Genomic DNA, 14,584 nt, shown 5'->3' on the forward strand with positions numbered 1-14,584 from the left:
CCGTACGCCGCAGGACAGCACACCGGGAGCACGAGAGTGACCACCACAGCCCCACCCACGACGCCGGGCCCCGCGCCGGGCGGCTCGTCCGAGCCCGTGCGACGCGCGGGCACCTCGCGCCGCCGCGCCCGCAACAGCGACCGTGGTGTGAACCGCGCGTTCCGCTGGACCGCGACGGGCGCCGGCGCGCTCATCCTCGCCGTGCTGGCCGCGGTCGCGATCTTCCTGCTGCTGCGGGCGTGGCCCGCGCTCAGCGCGGGCGGGGCCGAGCTGAGCGAGCAGGTCGCGTGGTTCCCCGAGGGCGCGTCGCTGCTGTCGTTCGTGGGGCCGCTGATCTTCGGCACGCTGCTCGCGGCGGCGCTCTCGCTCGTGCTCGCGACACCCGTCGCGATGGGCATCGCGCTGTTCATCTCCCACTACGCGCCCCGACGGCTCGCCTCGACCCTGGGCTACGTCGTCGACCTGCTCGCGGCGATCCCCAGCGTCGTCTACGGCCTGTGGGGCTCGCTCGTCCTCCCGCCGGTCGTCGTGCCGGTGTGGTCCTGGCTCGCCGACACCCTCGGGTGGTTCCCGCTGTTCGCCGGCCCGGCGTCGCCGACCGGTCGCGTCCTGCTCACCGTCGCGCTCGTGCTCGCCGTGATGATCCTGCCGATCATCACGGCCGTGAGCCGCGAGGTGTTCCTCCAGACGCCGAAGCTCCACGAGGAGGCCGCGCTCGCCCTCGGTGCGACGCGCTGGGAGATGATCCGCACCGCGGTCATCCCGTTCGGGCGGTCGGGCGTCATCTCGGCCGCGATGCTCGGCCTCGGGCGCGCGCTCGGCGAGACGATGGCCGTGCTCATGATCCTCTCGCCCGGGCTCCTCTACTCGTTCAAGATCCTGCAGGCGGGGCAGCAGCAGACGATCGCCGCGAACATCGCGGCGGACTTCCCCGAGGCGAACCCGCTCGGGGTGAGCGCCCTCATCGCGACGGGCCTCGCGCTGTTCGTCATCACCCTGCTCGTCAACATGGGCGCCCGCGCGATCGTCGCGCGGCGCAAGGACTTCTCGGGAGCCAACTGATGAGCGCCCTCAGCACCAGCCCCGCGCGCGGGGCCTCCGCACCGGACCCGGAGCGCACCGCGTCCGTGCGTGCGCTCCTGCGCGGCGCGGACGCCGGACGTCGCCGCAAGGACCGCACCATGACGGTCCTCATGTGGGGCGCGTTCGCCCTCGCGATGGTGCCTCTCGTGTCCGTCGCGTGGACCGTCGTCGTGCACGGCATGGAGCGGTTCGACGTCTACTTCCTCACGCACTCCATGCGCGGCGTGTTCGGCGGCATGGACGCGGGCGGCATCTACCACGCGATCCTCGGCACGCTCCTCATCACCCTCGGCGCCGCGGTGATCTCGGTGCCGATCGGCCTGCTCGCCGCGATCTACCTCGTCGAGTACGGGCGCGGGCCGCTCGCGCGCGCGGTGACGTTCTTCGTCGACGTCATGACCGGCATCCCGTCGATCGTCGCGGGCCTCTTCGCGTACGCGCTCTTCGCGGTGCTGTTCGGGCCGGGGGTGCGCATGGGCATCGTCGGCTCGGTCGCGCTGTCCGTCCTCATGATCCCGGTCGTCGTGCGCTCGTGCGAGGAGATGCTCCGGCTCGTGCCGAACGAGCTGCGCGAGGCCGCCTACGCGCTCGGCGTGCCCAAATGGCTCACGGTCGTGCGGGTCGTGCTCCGCACGTCGATCGCCGGCATCACGACGGGCGTCATGCTCGCCATCGCGCGCGTCATCGGCGAGACGGCGCCGCTCCTCATCACGGTCGGCGTCGTCGACTCGATCAACGGCAACCTCTTCGAGGGCCGCATGATGACGCTCCCGGTGTACGTCTACCGGCAGTACAGCCAGGGCCTGGTGCCCTGCAGCAACGTCACCGACGCCGTGTGCCTCCCCGACATCAACTACGACCGGGCCTGGGCGGCCGCCCTGACGCTGATCCTCATCGTCATGCTGCTCAACCTCGTCGGGCGACTCGTCACCCGCTGGTTCGCGCCCAAGACCCTCCGCTAGAACAGGACAGCCCCGATGGCACAGCGCATCGACGTCAAGGACCTCAACATCTACTACGGCGACTTCCTCGCGGTGCAGGACGTCGGCATGACGATCGAACCCCAGTCCGTGACGGCCTTCATCGGCCCGTCCGGCTGCGGCAAGTCGACGTTCCTGCGGACGCTCAACCGCATGCACGAGGTGATCCCCGGCGCGCGCGTCGAGGGGACCGTCGCGATGGAGGGCGTCGACCTCTACGGCGACGACGTCGACCCGGTCGCCGTCCGCCGACAGGTCGGCATGGTCTTCCAGCGGCCGAACCCGTTCCCCACGATGTCCATCAAGGAGAACGTGCTCGCGGGGGTGAAACTCAACAACAAGCGCATCTCGAAGTCCGACGCCGAGGACCTCGTCGAGTCGTCGCTGCGCGGCGCGAACCTGTGGAACGAGGTGAAGGACCGCCTCGACCGCCCGGGCTCGGGCCTCTCCGGCGGCCAGCAGCAGCGCCTGTGCATCGCGCGCGCGATCGCCGTCAAGCCCCAGGTGCTCCTCATGGACGAGCCGTGCTCGGCGCTCGACCCGATCTCCACGCTCGCGATCGAGGACCTCATCGCCGAGCTCAAGGACGAGTACACGATCGTCATCGTCACCCACAACATGCAGCAGGCGGCGCGCGTGAGCGACCGCACCGCGTTCTTCAACATCGCGGGCACCGGCAAGCCCGGGCGCCTCATCGAGATGGACGACACCGCGACGATGTTCTCCTCGCCCACGCAGCAGGCCACCGAGGACTACATCTCCGGCCGCTTCGGGTGACCTCAGCCCGTCCGTCACGGCCCCGGCCCGACGCCCGACGGCGCCCCTCCCCACGCGGGGAGGGGCGCCGTCGGGCGTGCGGGACGGATCAGGGGATCAGGTGGCGCTGCCCTGGAGCGAGCCCGTGACGTCGGTGCCGTTCGTGTCGAGGACGCACTGGACCACGCGGTCGCCCTGCCGGTTCCAGCCGTCCGCGCGCGGCGTGAAGTACCAGTACTCGTGCGCCGACTCCTCGTAGGGGAGCCCCACGAACGGCTCGAACGCGCCGTAGCAGAACTCCTCGGCGCTCGTGGTCACGGCCTCGTCACCGGGGTAGTCGCCCGCGGGGAGCTCGGTCTCGGCGTAGACCTCGGCGTCGTGCGGCTCCGAGCACGGCACGACGGGCACGGACTCGACGAGGTCCGCGTCGTCCAGCTTCGAGGAGACGATGCAGTCGCCGACCTGGACCGAGAAGACGTCGGCGTCCGACGCCTCGGTCACCTCGCCGCCGGGCTCGTCGCGCTGGGCGTCGGCCGGTCCGGAGATCTCGTCGAGGATCGCGCCGCAGCCCGACGCGGTCAGGGCGAGGGCGACGGCGCTCACGACGAGGACGAGCGGCCGGCGGGTGGAGCGGGGGAGGGTCACCAGGGTTCCTTCGGTACGAGGCCCCGACCAGGGTGGTGGGGCGGCACGCGAAGGCTAGCGCCGGGCGGTGACACGAGCCGAGCCGATTTCCGGCGCGACCTGGGCGGTCACGGCAGGAGGTGCGCGTACTCCTCGAGGGTGCCGTCGAGGACGGGGAGGGAGAGGGTCTGCTCCTCGCCCGTCGTCGTGCTCACCGTGACGGGCAGCATCGCGCCGGGGGCCGCGTCGACGCGGCCGATCTGCGCGTCGAAGCCGTCCTCGGCGCCGAGGTAGACCGTCTCGCCGGCCGCGACGGGGATCGTCACCGGCGCGCCGCCCTCGGGCGTCACGTCGAACTCCACGTCCTCCGTCGAGTCGTTGGCGAAGGCCCCGACGAGGGCGCCCGGCTCGCCGTCCTCCGCGCTCACGACGAGCAGGTTGAGCCCGCGCAGCTCGCTGGTGAGGTCGACCCGCAGGCCGTCGGAGGGGGAGTACGGGCGGTTCGTCTCGATGGGGGAGCAGGCGGACGCGAGGGCCACACCGGCGACCAGGAGGGGCACGGCCCAGGCGCGCGCACGGCCGGTCGCTCGGGACTCCGCACGGGTCGAGGCTCGGGGGGTCGGGATGCGGGTCACGTGCACTCCAGGGCTGCAAGAAGGGGGACGGGATTCCGCGCCCAGCCTAGTGCGTCGGGAGGGCGAGGGCGGCCGGAACGGCCGGCTCGCGACCGTGGCGTGAGCGGCGTCACGTGGCTCCGGGGGCGCCGGGACGGTGGTCGTCGTGCGAGGTGGGGGTCCTGAAAGGGCCCGCGGGGCGCTCGCCAGGGGCTGATGGGGCCCCTCCTCGAGATTCGTCAGGCGCGCTGACACGGCTCTGACCTGGGCGAACGTGCTGGTGACGGGCTTGTCAAGGGGCGCAGGGGCTCGGATTTCCGCCCTTCCGCGTGGTAAGGTGGACCACCGCGAAAGGGGACATCTGCAGATGACGTTCACAGTAGGCGAGACCGTTGTCTACCCGCACCACGGAGCCGCACTGATCGAGGAGATCAAGACGCGCACCATCCGCGGAGAGGACAAGATCTACCTCAAGCTCAAGGTCGCGCAGGGCGACCTGACCATCGAAGTCCCAGCCGAGAACGTCGACCTCGTCGGCGTGCGTGACGTCGTCGGCCAGGAGGGTCTCGACCGCGTGTTCGAGGTGCTTCGTGCACCCTACACCGAGGAGCCGACCAACTGGTCGCGCCGGTACAAGGCGAACCTCGAGAAGCTCGCGTCGGGCGACGTGATCAAGGTCGCCGAGGTCGTGCGCGACCTCTCCCGCCGCGACGCCGACCGCGGTCTGTCCGCCGGCGAGAAGCGCATGCTCTCGAAGGCACGGCAGATCCTCGTCTCGGAGCTCGCGCTGGCCGAGCACACCGAGGAGGACAAGGCCGAGGCGATCCTCGACGAGGTGCTCGCCTCCTGACGTCCCGGGCCGCGGCCCGCGCAGTCAGCGCCACAGACCCCCGGGGAGGGCGCCGTCCGTACGGACGGCGCCCTCCCCGTCGTCGTGCCCGGTAGCGTGTGCGCGTGCCGACTCTCGCCGTCCTCACCGCCGCAGGCTCCGGGACCCGCCTCGGGCTGGACCTGCCCAAGGCCCTCGTCGAGCTCGACGGCCTCCCGCTCGTGGCGCACGCTGCCCGGCGGCTGTGCGCGTCCGGGGTCGTGGACGCGCTCGTCGTGACCGCGCCGCCCGGGCTGCGCGACCACGTCGCGACGCTCCTGGCCGACGACCCCGCGGTCGACCGGCCGGTCCGGGTGGTCGAGGGCGCGGGGACCCGTCAGGCCTCCGTGGCGGCCGGTCTCCGGGCCGGCCGCGACCTCTCGGAGGGCGACGTGCCCGCCGACGTCGTGCTCGTCCACGACGCCGCACGGCCCCTCGCGCCGCCGTCGCTGGTCCGCCGCGTCGTCGCGGCCGTGCGCGCGGGCCACGGGGCCGTCGTGCCGGGGCTCCCCGTCACGGACACGATCAAGCGCGTCGCCCCCGCGGGCGCGGAAGACGCGTCCGGCGCGGAGCCCGTGGTCGAGACGGTCGACCGGAGAGCGCTGCGCGCCGTCCAGACCCCGCAGGGGTTCGAGGGCGAGCTCCTGGCCCGCGCGCACGCGGCAGCGGCGCACCGCGCGGACGACGAGTCCGTCGCAGCGACCGACGACGCCGGGCTGGTCGAGGCGCTCGGCGTCCCGGTCCACGTGGTGCCCGGCGACGCCGCGGCGGCCAAGATCACCACCGCGCACGACCTCCGGGTCGCGGCGCTCACGCTCCGGGAGGACCGATGACCACCCCTGCAGGCTCCACCGGGACACCGGCCGAGACGCCCACCACCGCACCGGCCGCCGCGGGCCCCGTCCCGGCGCTCCCGCGCACGGGCATCGGGGTGGACGTCCACGCGTTCGCGACCGAGGGCGAGGATCGAGCGCTGTGGCTGGGCGGTCTGCACTGGCCGGGCGAGCGCGGGCTCGCCGGGCACTCCGACGCCGACGTCGCGGCGCACGCCGCCGCGGACGCGCTGTTCTCGGCCACCGGCCTGGGCGACCTCGGTTCGAACTTCGGCACGAGCGCGCCCGAGTGGGCGGGCGCGAGCGGTGCGAGCCTGCTCGCGGAGGCCGCGCGCCGGGTGCGGGCCGCGGGGTTCGAGATCGGGAACGTGGCCGTCCAGGTGATCGGCAACCGGCCGCGCCTCGGACCGCGCCGCGCGGAGGCGGAGGCGGCGCTCGGGGCGGCCGCGGGCGCCCCGGTGACCCTCACGGCGACCACGACCGACGGGCTGGGCCTCACCGGGCGCGGCGAGGGCGTCGCGGCGGTCGCCACGGCCCTCGTGGTCCGGGTCGCGCCGCCCGCCTGACGTCAGCCCGCGGGCGCGACCTGGACGCTCTCGAGGATCGCGCGCGCCTGCGCGGCGCCGTCGGCGTCGTCGACGGCGTACGACGCCGTGAGGTCGACGACCCACGCGTCCGGCCCGTCGCCCGTCCGCACGGCCACGATCTCCTGCGCGACGGCGGTGCCCGCGGCGTCGTACGTCCCGGCCACGCGGTAGGCGGGCAGCCCGGCGAGGGTCGTGGGGCTCTGCCCGTCGGGATCGGGCACCCAGCCGGGGATCGAGGCGACCGCCGCCGTCGTCGCGGCGCCCGCCTCGTCGACGGTCTGCGCCGACTGCTTGCCGGTGACGACGACGTTCGCCCGGAAGTCCTCGGAACCCGTGCCGCTCGGCGCGCGCAGCAGGAACGCGCCGTCGCGCGTGCCGCGCTCCCAGTCCGGGGGCGCGGTCACCTGGACCGGGATCTCGGGGACGTCGTGCACGACCGGCTCCGTGCCGCCGGCGGCGTCCTCAGGCCCGCCGCAGGCCGCGAGGGCGAGCGCGACGGCCGCCGTGAGGGCGAGCGTCCAGGGGGAGCGGGGCAGGCGCGGTCGGGGCACGGGAGTCCTTCGTCGGGGGTGGGGGCCGGGGCTGGTCCGGCTCGTCATTCTCGCCCGCTCCCGTCCGGCGTGCCAGGCCCGCCACCTGCCTCTACGATCGCTGGAAGCGCATCGATGTGTTTGACTTTCCCAAGAACGACACATGGGATGAATCGCACATGAACCGAATGTCCGTCGAGGAACGCCGAGCCCAGCTCGTCGACGCCGCGATGACCATCGCCGTCCGCGAGGGCGTCGAGGCCGTGACCATCCGCGGCGTCGCGGCCGAGGCCGGGGTCTCGCTCGGCGTCGTGCACTACTGCTTCGAGGACAAGGACGAGCTCCTCCAGGCGATGGGCAACAGCCTCGCGCTCGTGGCCTCCGAGCCCGTCCGGTCCGCGCTCGACGTCGACGGCGACGTCGTGGCGCTCGCCCACGCCGCCGCCGACGGCCTGTGGAGCGGGCTGACGCCGCGTCGTCACATGCGGCTCCTCACGTTCGAGTTCGCGACGGCGGGCGTGCGCAGCCGCGCGCTGCGCTCCGTCGCGCACACGCACCTCGAGCAGACCTGGGCGATGACGCGCGGGTTCCTCGAGAACGTGGCCGAGCGGGGGAACGTCAGCTACACGATGGACATGGGGTTCCTGTCCCGGGTCGTCGCGGGGTACATCGACGGGATCGAGATCGCGTGGCTCGTCGAGCAGGACGACGAGACGGCGGTCCGCAGCTTCCACGCGCTCGCCGAGTACGTGCTGTCGATGATGGTGCGGCCCGACGGCTCGCCGGTGCGGGAGCACGGTCCCGAGCCCGTCCCCTGACGGACGGACGACGTCCCGTCCCCTGACGGGTCCGGGACGTCGCCGGTCAGCGCCGCGCGGCCGGGGCCGGGCCGAGCACGCGGTCGGTGTAGCCGTTCGCGAACACGCCCTCGGGGTCCGTCGCGTCGCGGACGGCGACGGCGTCGTCGAACCGCGGGTAGAGCTCCCGGAACCGGTCCGCCGCCAGGCCGTGCATCTTGCCCCAGTGCGGGCGGCCACCCACCTCGGCGACGATGCGCTCGACGGCGTCGAAGTACCGCTCGTGCGGCAGGCGCGCGTACTGGTGCACGGCGACGTAGGCGGTCTCGCGCCCGTGGGCCGTGGAGAGCCACACGTCGTCGGGCGCCGCGAACCGGACCTCGACGGGGAACGGCACGTGCTCGCCGGACCGGTCGAGCCACGCGTCGATGCTCGACAGCACGTCGACGAGGTGCTCGCGCGGCACGGCGTACTCCATCTCGCGGAACCGGACGCGGCGCGACGTGACGAACACGTGGTGCGACGGCGCGACGTACGTGCGCGGCGCGAGCGCCCGTGCGGAGACCGCGTTGAGGCGCGGCGTGACGCGCGGGACCGCGGTCGCGAGCCGGTTCACGAGCTCGAACGCGCCGTTCGACAGGAGCTCCTCGTCGACCCACGTGCGCGCCCGCGCGACCGGCCCGGGGCCCGTGGTGCGCAGCCGCTCGAGCTCGACGGCCTCCTCGTCGGGCGCGAGGCGGTTGTTGCGCTTGGTCAGCGCCCGGCGGGTGTGGGGGAACCAGTAGAACTCGAAGTGGTCGTTGCCGCCGACGAGCCCGTCGGGGTCGTCGGGCGTTCCGAGCCGCTCGAGCACGCGGTCGAGCGGCCAGGGTTCCTCCTGCGCGCGCAGGAGGAACGCCGGGACCACCTCGAGCGTCACCGCGGACAGGATGCCCGTGACCCCCAGCCCGAGCCGGCTGACCTCGAACAGGCCCGGCTCGTGCGCGGGCGACGTCTCGCGCACCTCGCCGTCGGCCCCGACCACGCGGACGCCGCGCACCTGCGTCGCGAGGCCGCCGAGGCGTGCCCCGGTGCCGTGCGTGCCGGTCGAGATCGCGCCCGCGACCGACTGCCTGTCGATGTCGCCGAGGTTGCGCATCGCGAGCCCCGCGGCGGCGAGGGCCTCGTTGAGCCGGTGCAGGCGGATGCCCGCCCCGACGGTCACGAGGATCGCGTCGCCGTCGGTGCCGTCCGCCCCGCCGCGTGCGATGCGCTCGACGAGGCTCAGCCGGTCGAGGTCGAGCAGCAGGCCGTCCGTCACGGCGGCCGGGGTGAACGAGTGTCCGGCGCCCACCGCGCGGACGGGCATCCCCTCCGCCGCGGCGCGGGCGACGAGGCCGCCCAGCTCCGCCTCGTCGCGCGGCGAGGCCCGACGGCGCGGCGTCGCGGAGGCCGTGCGGGCCCAGTTGGTCCAGGAGAGGGCGTCGTCGCTGCTCACAGGTCGTACTGTCTCACGCCCGGCGGGTGGCGTACGTTCTCTCCATGACGACCCACACGGCACCGGGGGCGGACCAGGGCGCGGGCCCGCTGGACGGTGACGAGCGGGGCGCGACGCCGTCGCTCCTGGCCCGCCTGACCCGCGCGACCGCGACGCTCGACGGCCCGCTCGCCGTCGTCGACCTCGACCGGTTCGACGCCAACGCCGACGAGCTGCTCGCGCGCGCGGGCGGGGTCCCCGTGCGGGTCGCGTCGAAGTCCGTGCGCGTGCGCTCGCTCGTCGCGCGCGCGGGCGAGCGGGGCTTCCGGGGCGTCATGGCGTACTCGGTGCGCGAGGCGCTGTGGCTCGTCGAGTCGGGCGTCCGCGACGTCCTCGTGGGCTACCCGTCGGTCGACCGCGGGGCGCTCGCCGAGCTCGCCCGCCACGAGGCCGGCCGGCGCGAGGTCACGCTCATGGTCGACGACGCCGCGCACCTGGAGCTCGTGCGCCACGCGCTCGCCGAGACCGGCACCGGGGACGAGCCGCCCGTGCGGGTGTGCCTCGACGTGGACGCGTCGCTGCGCGTGGGCCTCGGTCTCGTGACGGTCCACCTGGGCACGCGCCGCTCGCCCCTGCACGGGGCGCGCGACGTCGCGTCGCTCGCCGCCCGGGTCGTCTCGACGCCCGGTCTCGCCCTGCGGGGCCTCATGTTCTACGAGGCGCAGGTCGCCGGGATGCCGGACTCCAGCCTCGCCGTCCGCGCGGTCAAGCGGCTCTCGGTGCTCGAGCTGGGGGAGCGGCGCGGCGAGGTCGTCGCGGCGGTCCGGGACGTCGTCGGGCACGACCTCGAGCTCGTGAACTCGGGCGGCACGGGGTCGCTCGAGACGTCGTCCGCCGACGCGGTCGTGACCGAGGTGACGGCCGGGTCGGGCCTGTACGTCCCGGGCCTGTTCGACGAGTACCGCGCGTTCCGGCCCCGGCCGTCGGCGTTCTTCGGCCTCGACGTCGTGCGCGTCCCGGGCCCGGGCTGGGCGACGGCGTTCGGCGGCGGGTACGTCGCGTCCGGCCCGGCGACCCGCAGCCGGCTGCCGCGCGTCGTGACGCCGGGATGGTCGCTCACGGGCCGCGAGGGTGCGGGCGAGGTGCAGACGCCGCTGCACCGGTCGCGCGGCGCCGGGGCGCCCGACCTGGGCGTGGGAGACCGCGTCTGGTTCCGCCACGGCAAGGCTGGCGAGGCCATGGAGCGGTTCGACCGCGTGCACCTCGTGCGCGGCGACGAGGTGGTCGACGTGGTCCCGACGTACCGCGGCGAGGGCAAGAGCTTCGGCTGACGCGGCGAGGACGGACCGGGAGTCGCCACGGCGCCGCTTCGGCCGCGACGGTGCGTCCCCGGTACCCTTGCGGCGTGACCCTTCGCCTGTTCGACACCGCCACGCGGGACGTGCGCGACTTCGTCCCCCTGACCCCGGGCGAGGTCGGCATCTACCTGTGCGGCGCCACCGTCCAGGCCGCCCCCCACATCGGGCACATGCGCTCGGCCGTCGCGTTCGACGTCCTCGTGCGCTGGCTCCGGCGCGGGGGCGCGCGGGTGACGCTCATCCGCAACGTCACCGACATCGACGACAAGATCCTCGCGAAGTCCGCCGACGCGGGCGAGCCCTGGTGGGCCTGGGCCGCGACGTACGAGCGCGCGTTCACCGCCGCGTACGACGCCCTGGGCGTGCTGCCCCCCACGTACGAGCCGCGCGCGACGGGCCACGTCCCGGACATGGTGGAGCTCATGCAGCGCCTCGTCGAGCGCGGCCACGCCTACACCACGGGCCCCGGCGACGTGTGGTTCGACGTGCGGTCCTGGCCCGAGTACGGCGCGCTCACCAACCAGCGCCTCGAGGACCTCAACCCCGTGCCCGACGACGTCCCCGCCGACGCCGAGGAGGCCGCCGCCAAGCGCGACCCGCGCGACTTCGCGCTCTGGAAGGCCCCCAAGCCGGGCGAGCCGGAGACCGCGTCGTGGGACACGCCGTTCGGGCGCGGCCGTCCGGGCTGGCACCTCGAGTGCTCCGCCATGGCGCGCCGCTACCTCGGCGACACGTTCGACCTCCACGGGGGCGGCCTCGACCTGCGCTTCCCCCACCACGAGAACGAGCAGGCCCAGTCGCGCGCCGCGGGCTACGGGTTCGCGCAGCACTGGCTGCACAGCGCGTGGGTCACGCAGGGCGGCGCCAAGATGAGCAAGTCGCTCGGCAACGGGCTGCTCGTGCGCGAGGTCCTCGCGACCACGAGCCCCGCCGTGCTGCGCTACGCGCTCGCGTCCGTGCAGTACCGCTCGATGCTCGAGTGGACGCCCGCCACGGTCGTCGAGGCCGAGGCGACGTGGGAGCGGCTGGCGGGCTTCGTCGAGCGGGCGACCGAGCGGGTCGGCGAGGTCGACGACGTGCGCGACGCCGAGCTCCCGACCGCCTTCACCGCAGCGATGGACGACGACCTCAACGTGCCGGCGGCGCTCGCCGTCGTGCACGAGCACCTGCGCGCGGGCAACGCGGCGCTCGCGGACCGGACGACGGCCGCGGACGCCGTCGCGCGCCACCACCTCGTGGCGGTGCGCGCGATGCTCGACGTGCTCGGGCTCGACCCGGGCGACGCGCAGTGGGCCGACCGCGGCGACTCGCGCTACGCGGCGGTGCTCGACGCCGTCGTGGGCGCGGAGCTCGCGGCGCGGGCCGAGGCGCGCGCGTCGCGGGACTTCGCGACGGCCGACGCGATCCGCGACCGGCTCGCCGCGGCAGGCGTCGCGGTCGAGGACTCGGCCGACGGCGCGCGCTGGACCCTCGCCTGACGCCCACCGGACGACGGCCGGGAGCCACCCGCCGGCGCACGAGATAGAGCTCCGGTAGCACGAGATAGAGCTCCGGTAACGCGAGGTAGAGCTCTGGTAGCGCGCGGGAGAACCCTGGTGACGACCACGGTTCCCCCTCGGCGGGGTGTCTGGGGGACACTGGACCCAGGAGCGAGACACGCACGCCGGGCGCCGAACCCGACGTGGACTGACCTGAACTGACCTGAACGACGACACGATCGGTGCACCATGGCTGGCAACTCACAACGACGCGGCGCGACCCGCAAGCCCGGAAGCAAGAAGGGCGCGACCGTCGGCTCGGGCGGGCAGCGGCGCAAGGGCCTCGAGGGCCGCGGGCCGACCCCGAAGGCCGAGGACCGCGTCTACCACGCGGCGCACAAGCGCAAGGTGGCCGACGAGAAGCGCGCGACCGGGCGCGGCGGCCCGGCGCGCGGCACCGAGCGTGCCGGCACGTCGCGCGGCGGGGCCTCGCGCGGTGGCGGCCCCAAGGGCCGCGGGTCGGTCCAGGAGGTCGTCGCGGGTCGCAACTCGGTCCTGGAGGCGCTGCGCGCGCGCATCCCCGTCGAGGTGGTCTACCTCGCGTCGCGCCTCGACGCCGACGACCGCACGCGCGAGATCGTCGACATCGTCGCGGGCCGCGGCTACGACCTCCTCGAGGTGGGCAAGCCCGAGCTCGACCGTCTCACCGACGGGGCCGTGCACCAGGGCGTCGCGATCAAGGTCCCGCCGTACGAGTACGCGGACGTCGACGACCTGCTCGACGCCGCCGAGGAGTCGGGGCGGCCGCCGCTCGTCGTCGCGCTCGACGGCGTCACGGACCCGCGCAACCTCGGCGCGGTGCTCCGCTCCGCGGGCGCGTTCGGCGCGCACGGCGTCCTCGTGCCCGAGCGCCGCGCCGCGGGCGTCACCGCGTCCGCGTGGAAGGTCTCGGCGGGTGCCGCCGCGCGCGTCCCGGTCGCCCGGGCGACCAACCTCGTGCGCGCGCTCGGTGAGCTGAAGAAGGCGGGGTGCTTCGTCGTCGGGCTCGACGCGGGCGGCACCACGGCGATCGGCGACCTCGAGCTCGCCACCGAGCCGCTCGTCGTCGTCGCGGGGTCGGAGGGCAAGGGCCTGTCCCGCCTCGTGCGCGAGGCGTGCGACGTCGTCGCGTCCATCCCCATCGGGTCGGACACGGAGTCGCTCAACGCCGCCGTCGCGACGGGCATCTCGCTCTACGAGGTCGCGCGCCTGCGGCGCGAGGCCTGACGCCGGCACGCCCGGCACCACCCACCGTCACGCGGTGCCCGCGTCGCCCCGCCCGTCCTCGGACGGCGGGGCGACGCGCGTCAGCCGTAGTACTCGGGGTCCTTCTCGCCCGGCGCGAGGCCGAGGATCGCCTTCTCGTCCGGGCGGTGGCGCAGGACGTTCTCCACGTACGACTGCGTCGCCTCCGCCATCGGCACGTCGCGACCGGCGCGTTCCGAGATGAACCAGCGGTGGTCGAGGATCTCGTGGAAGAGCTGCGCCGGCTCGAGCTTGCGGCGCAGGTTCCGCGGCACGGCCTGGATCGTGGGCTCGAACACGCCGCTCAGCCAGTCGTGCGCGACGAACTCCTCGTCGTCGTTCTGCCGCTCGGCCGCCGCGCGGAACGAGTCCAGGTCGTTGAGCAGACGGCGGGCCTGGTTCTCCTGCACGTCGAGGCCGGTGAGGCGCAGCAGGCGTCGCGAGTGGTGCCCCGCGTCCACGACCTTCGGCTGGATCTGCACGGTCGTGCCGTCGATGTCGGTCGTGATCGCGAGCTCGTCGACGTCGAACCCGAGGTTGTTGAGGTGCTCGATGCGGGCCGCGACGCGCCACCGCTCGTTCGCGTCGAACGACTCGGACGTCGTCAGCGCCTCCCACAGCTCCTCGTAGCGCGCGACGAGCGCGTCGCCGATCGCGACCTCGTCCACGTCCTCGTCGAGCAGCTCGCCGGCGGCGAGGTCCATGAGCTCGCCGATGATGTTCGTGCGCGCGAGGTCGACGTCGTACGAGCGCTGGCCGGGGGAGAGCTCGCGGTGCAGGTCACCCGTCTCGGCGTCCACGAGGAAGGCGGCGAACGTCTCCGCGTCGCGCCGGAACAGCGTGTTCGACAGCGACACGTCGCCCCAGTAAAAGCCCACGAGGTGCAGGCGCACGAGCAGGACGGCGAGTGCGTCGATGAGGCGCGTGGCCGTGTCCGGCCGCAGCGACTGGCTGAACAGCGCGCGGTAGGGGAGCGAGAACTGGAGGTGCTCGGTGATGAGCACGGCCTCGAGCCGCTCGCCGTTCGCGTCCTGGCGCCCGGTGATGACGCCCACCGGGACGACGCTCGGCACCTCGAGCCGGCGGAGCTGCCGCAGCAGCTCGTACTCGCGGTACGCGACCGTCTCGCCGATCTCCTTGATCGCGATCACCCGCCCGGAGAGGCGGACGAACCGCACGATGTGCCGCGAGATGCCGCGGGGGAGGGCGGCGAGCGTCTCCGCCGGCCACTCCTCGAGCGGGACGTCCCAGGGCAGGTCGAGGAGCGCCGGGTCGGGGGCCGACGCGGTGATCTGCAGGTTGTGCACCGTCACGGGTCCATTGTCCATGGTCGTGG

The 14,584-nt window shown here is 74.2% G+C and carries 15 protein-coding genes; 10 read left to right on the plus strand and 5 right to left on the minus strand.

Annotation, left to right across the window (positions count from 1 at the left end):
* The first annotated feature begins 36 nt into the window (after positions 1 to 36).
* The 3 genes from pstC to pstB are packed head-to-tail and all read left to right on the plus strand — an operon-like array spanning position 37 to position 2,840.
* Positions 37 to 1,062, plus strand: a complete 1,026-nt coding sequence (pstC, locus tag E1O70_RS15230; RefSeq protein ID WP_082774769.1) for a phosphate ABC transporter permease subunit PstC — start codon at positions 37 to 39, stop codon at positions 1,060 to 1,062.
* Positions 1,062 to 2,045, plus strand: a complete 984-nt coding sequence (pstA, locus tag E1O70_RS15235; RefSeq protein WP_061269062.1) for a phosphate ABC transporter permease PstA — start codon at positions 1,062 to 1,064, stop codon at positions 2,043 to 2,045. The genes pstC and pstA overlap by 1 nt, the downstream gene beginning before the upstream one ends.
* 15 nt (positions 2,046 to 2,060) lie before the next feature.
* On the plus strand, positions 2,061 to 2,840 hold the full coding sequence (gene pstB, locus E1O70_RS15240) for a phosphate ABC transporter ATP-binding protein PstB (RefSeq protein ID WP_021481981.1): 780 nt from the start codon (positions 2,061 to 2,063) through the stop codon (positions 2,838 to 2,840).
* Between the two features lie 96 nt (positions 2,841 to 2,936).
* On the opposite strand, the gene E1O70_RS15245 is transcribed toward pstB, so the two are convergent.
* Entirely contained in the window at positions 2,937 to 3,464 is a 528-nt protein-coding gene (locus E1O70_RS15245) for a septum formation family protein (protein ID WP_021481982.1), read from the minus strand.
* A 107-nt stretch (positions 3,465 to 3,571) separates the two neighbouring features.
* Positions 3,572 to 4,003: a hypothetical protein gene (locus tag E1O70_RS15250; protein WP_082774771.1), complete on the minus strand. Its 432-nt coding sequence runs from the start codon at positions 4,001 to 4,003 to the stop codon at positions 3,572 to 3,574.
* A 421-nt stretch (positions 4,004 to 4,424) separates the two neighbouring features.
* Here E1O70_RS15250 and E1O70_RS15255 point away from each other — a divergent pair, with 421 nt between their 5' ends.
* The 3 genes from E1O70_RS15255 to ispF all read left to right on the plus strand — a co-directional run bounded on the left by E1O70_RS15255 (position 4,425) and on the right by ispF (position 6,324).
* The gene (locus E1O70_RS15255; protein WP_031315710.1) at positions 4,425 to 4,907 is read left to right on the plus strand and encodes a CarD family transcriptional regulator; all 483 of its coding nucleotides are present in this window, start codon (positions 4,425 to 4,427) and stop codon (positions 4,905 to 4,907) included.
* A gap of 104 nt (positions 4,908 to 5,011) precedes the next feature.
* Positions 5,012 to 5,758 (plus strand): 2-C-methyl-D-erythritol 4-phosphate cytidylyltransferase, encoded by a 747-nt coding sequence (ispD, locus tag E1O70_RS15260; protein ID WP_061269072.1) that lies wholly within the window; start codon positions 5,012 to 5,014, stop codon positions 5,756 to 5,758.
* Positions 5,755 to 6,324 (plus strand): 2-C-methyl-D-erythritol 2,4-cyclodiphosphate synthase, encoded by a 570-nt coding sequence (gene ispF / locus E1O70_RS15265; RefSeq protein WP_082774772.1) that lies wholly within the window; start codon positions 5,755 to 5,757, stop codon positions 6,322 to 6,324. The genes ispD and ispF overlap by 4 nt, the downstream gene beginning before the upstream one ends.
* A gap of 2 nt (positions 6,325 to 6,326) precedes the next feature.
* Here ispF and E1O70_RS15270 read toward each other — a convergent pair whose 3' ends face one another.
* A complete protein-coding gene (locus E1O70_RS15270; RefSeq protein WP_061269063.1) occupies positions 6,327 to 6,896 on the minus strand; it encodes an LpqN/LpqT family lipoprotein in 570 nt (189 codons plus the stop codon).
* Between the two features lie 158 nt (positions 6,897 to 7,054).
* Between E1O70_RS15270 and E1O70_RS20165 the strand changes: the two genes are divergently transcribed.
* Entirely contained in the window at positions 7,055 to 7,693 is a 639-nt protein-coding gene (locus E1O70_RS20165; RefSeq protein WP_044144577.1) for a TetR/AcrR family transcriptional regulator, read from the plus strand.
* A 46-nt stretch (positions 7,694 to 7,739) separates the two neighbouring features.
* Here E1O70_RS20165 and E1O70_RS15280 read toward each other — a convergent pair whose 3' ends face one another.
* Complete coding sequence (locus E1O70_RS15280) at positions 7,740 to 9,149, minus strand: D-arabinono-1,4-lactone oxidase (protein WP_061269065.1); 1,410 nt, start codon at positions 9,147 to 9,149, stop codon at positions 7,740 to 7,742.
* 44 nt (positions 9,150 to 9,193) lie between these two features.
* Here E1O70_RS15280 and E1O70_RS15285 point away from each other — a divergent pair, with 44 nt between their 5' ends.
* The 3 genes from E1O70_RS15285 to rlmB all read left to right on the plus strand — a co-directional run bounded on the left by E1O70_RS15285 (position 9,194) and on the right by rlmB (position 13,230).
* Positions 9,194 to 10,459: an alanine racemase gene (locus E1O70_RS15285; protein WP_082774774.1), complete on the plus strand. Its 1,266-nt coding sequence runs from the start codon at positions 9,194 to 9,196 to the stop codon at positions 10,457 to 10,459.
* A 74-nt stretch (positions 10,460 to 10,533) separates the two neighbouring features.
* Positions 10,534 to 11,964, plus strand: a complete 1,431-nt coding sequence (gene cysS, locus E1O70_RS15290; protein ID WP_061269066.1) for a cysteine--tRNA ligase — start codon at positions 10,534 to 10,536, stop codon at positions 11,962 to 11,964.
* A 249-nt stretch (positions 11,965 to 12,213) separates the two neighbouring features.
* Positions 12,214 to 13,230, plus strand: a complete 1,017-nt coding sequence (gene rlmB / locus E1O70_RS15295) for a 23S rRNA (guanosine(2251)-2'-O)-methyltransferase RlmB (protein ID WP_034654007.1) — start codon at positions 12,214 to 12,216, stop codon at positions 13,228 to 13,230.
* A gap of 80 nt (positions 13,231 to 13,310) precedes the next feature.
* Here the strand turns inward: rlmB and E1O70_RS15300 are convergent, their stop codons facing one another.
* The gene (locus E1O70_RS15300) at positions 13,311 to 14,576 is read right to left on the minus strand and encodes a DUF4032 domain-containing protein (protein ID WP_034654006.1); all 1,266 of its coding nucleotides are present in this window, start codon (positions 14,574 to 14,576) and stop codon (positions 13,311 to 13,313) included.
* Between the last annotated feature and the right edge of the window lie 8 nt (positions 14,577 to 14,584).

This window comes from Cellulosimicrobium funkei, assembly GCF_004519295.1.
Lineage (GTDB): Bacteria > Actinomycetota > Actinomycetes > Actinomycetales > Cellulomonadaceae > Cellulosimicrobium > Cellulosimicrobium funkei.

Coding starts and splice junctions, on each gene's coding strand:
- E1O70_RS15255 (WP_031315710.1), top strand. CDS start 4,425: ATGACGTTCACAGTAGGCGAGACCGTTGTCTACCCGCACCACGGAGCC.
- E1O70_RS20165 (WP_044144577.1), top strand. CDS start 7,055: ATGAACCGAATGTCCGTCGAGGAACGCCGAGCCCAGCTCGTCGACGCC.
- rlmB (WP_034654007.1), top strand. CDS start 12,214: ATGGCTGGCAACTCACAACGACGCGGCGCGACCCGCAAGCCCGGAAGC.
- ispF (WP_082774772.1), top strand. CDS start 5,755: ATGACCACCCCTGCAGGCTCCACCGGGACACCGGCCGAGACGCCCACC.
- pstB (WP_021481981.1), top strand. CDS start 2,061: ATGGCACAGCGCATCGACGTCAAGGACCTCAACATCTACTACGGCGAC.
- pstA (WP_061269062.1), top strand. CDS start 1,062: ATGAGCGCCCTCAGCACCAGCCCCGCGCGCGGGGCCTCCGCACCGGAC.
- E1O70_RS15300 (WP_034654006.1), bottom strand. CDS start 14,576: ATGGACAATGGACCCGTGACGGTGCACAACCTGCAGATCACCGCGTCG.
- E1O70_RS15285 (WP_082774774.1), top strand. CDS start 9,194: ATGACGACCCACACGGCACCGGGGGCGGACCAGGGCGCGGGCCCGCTG.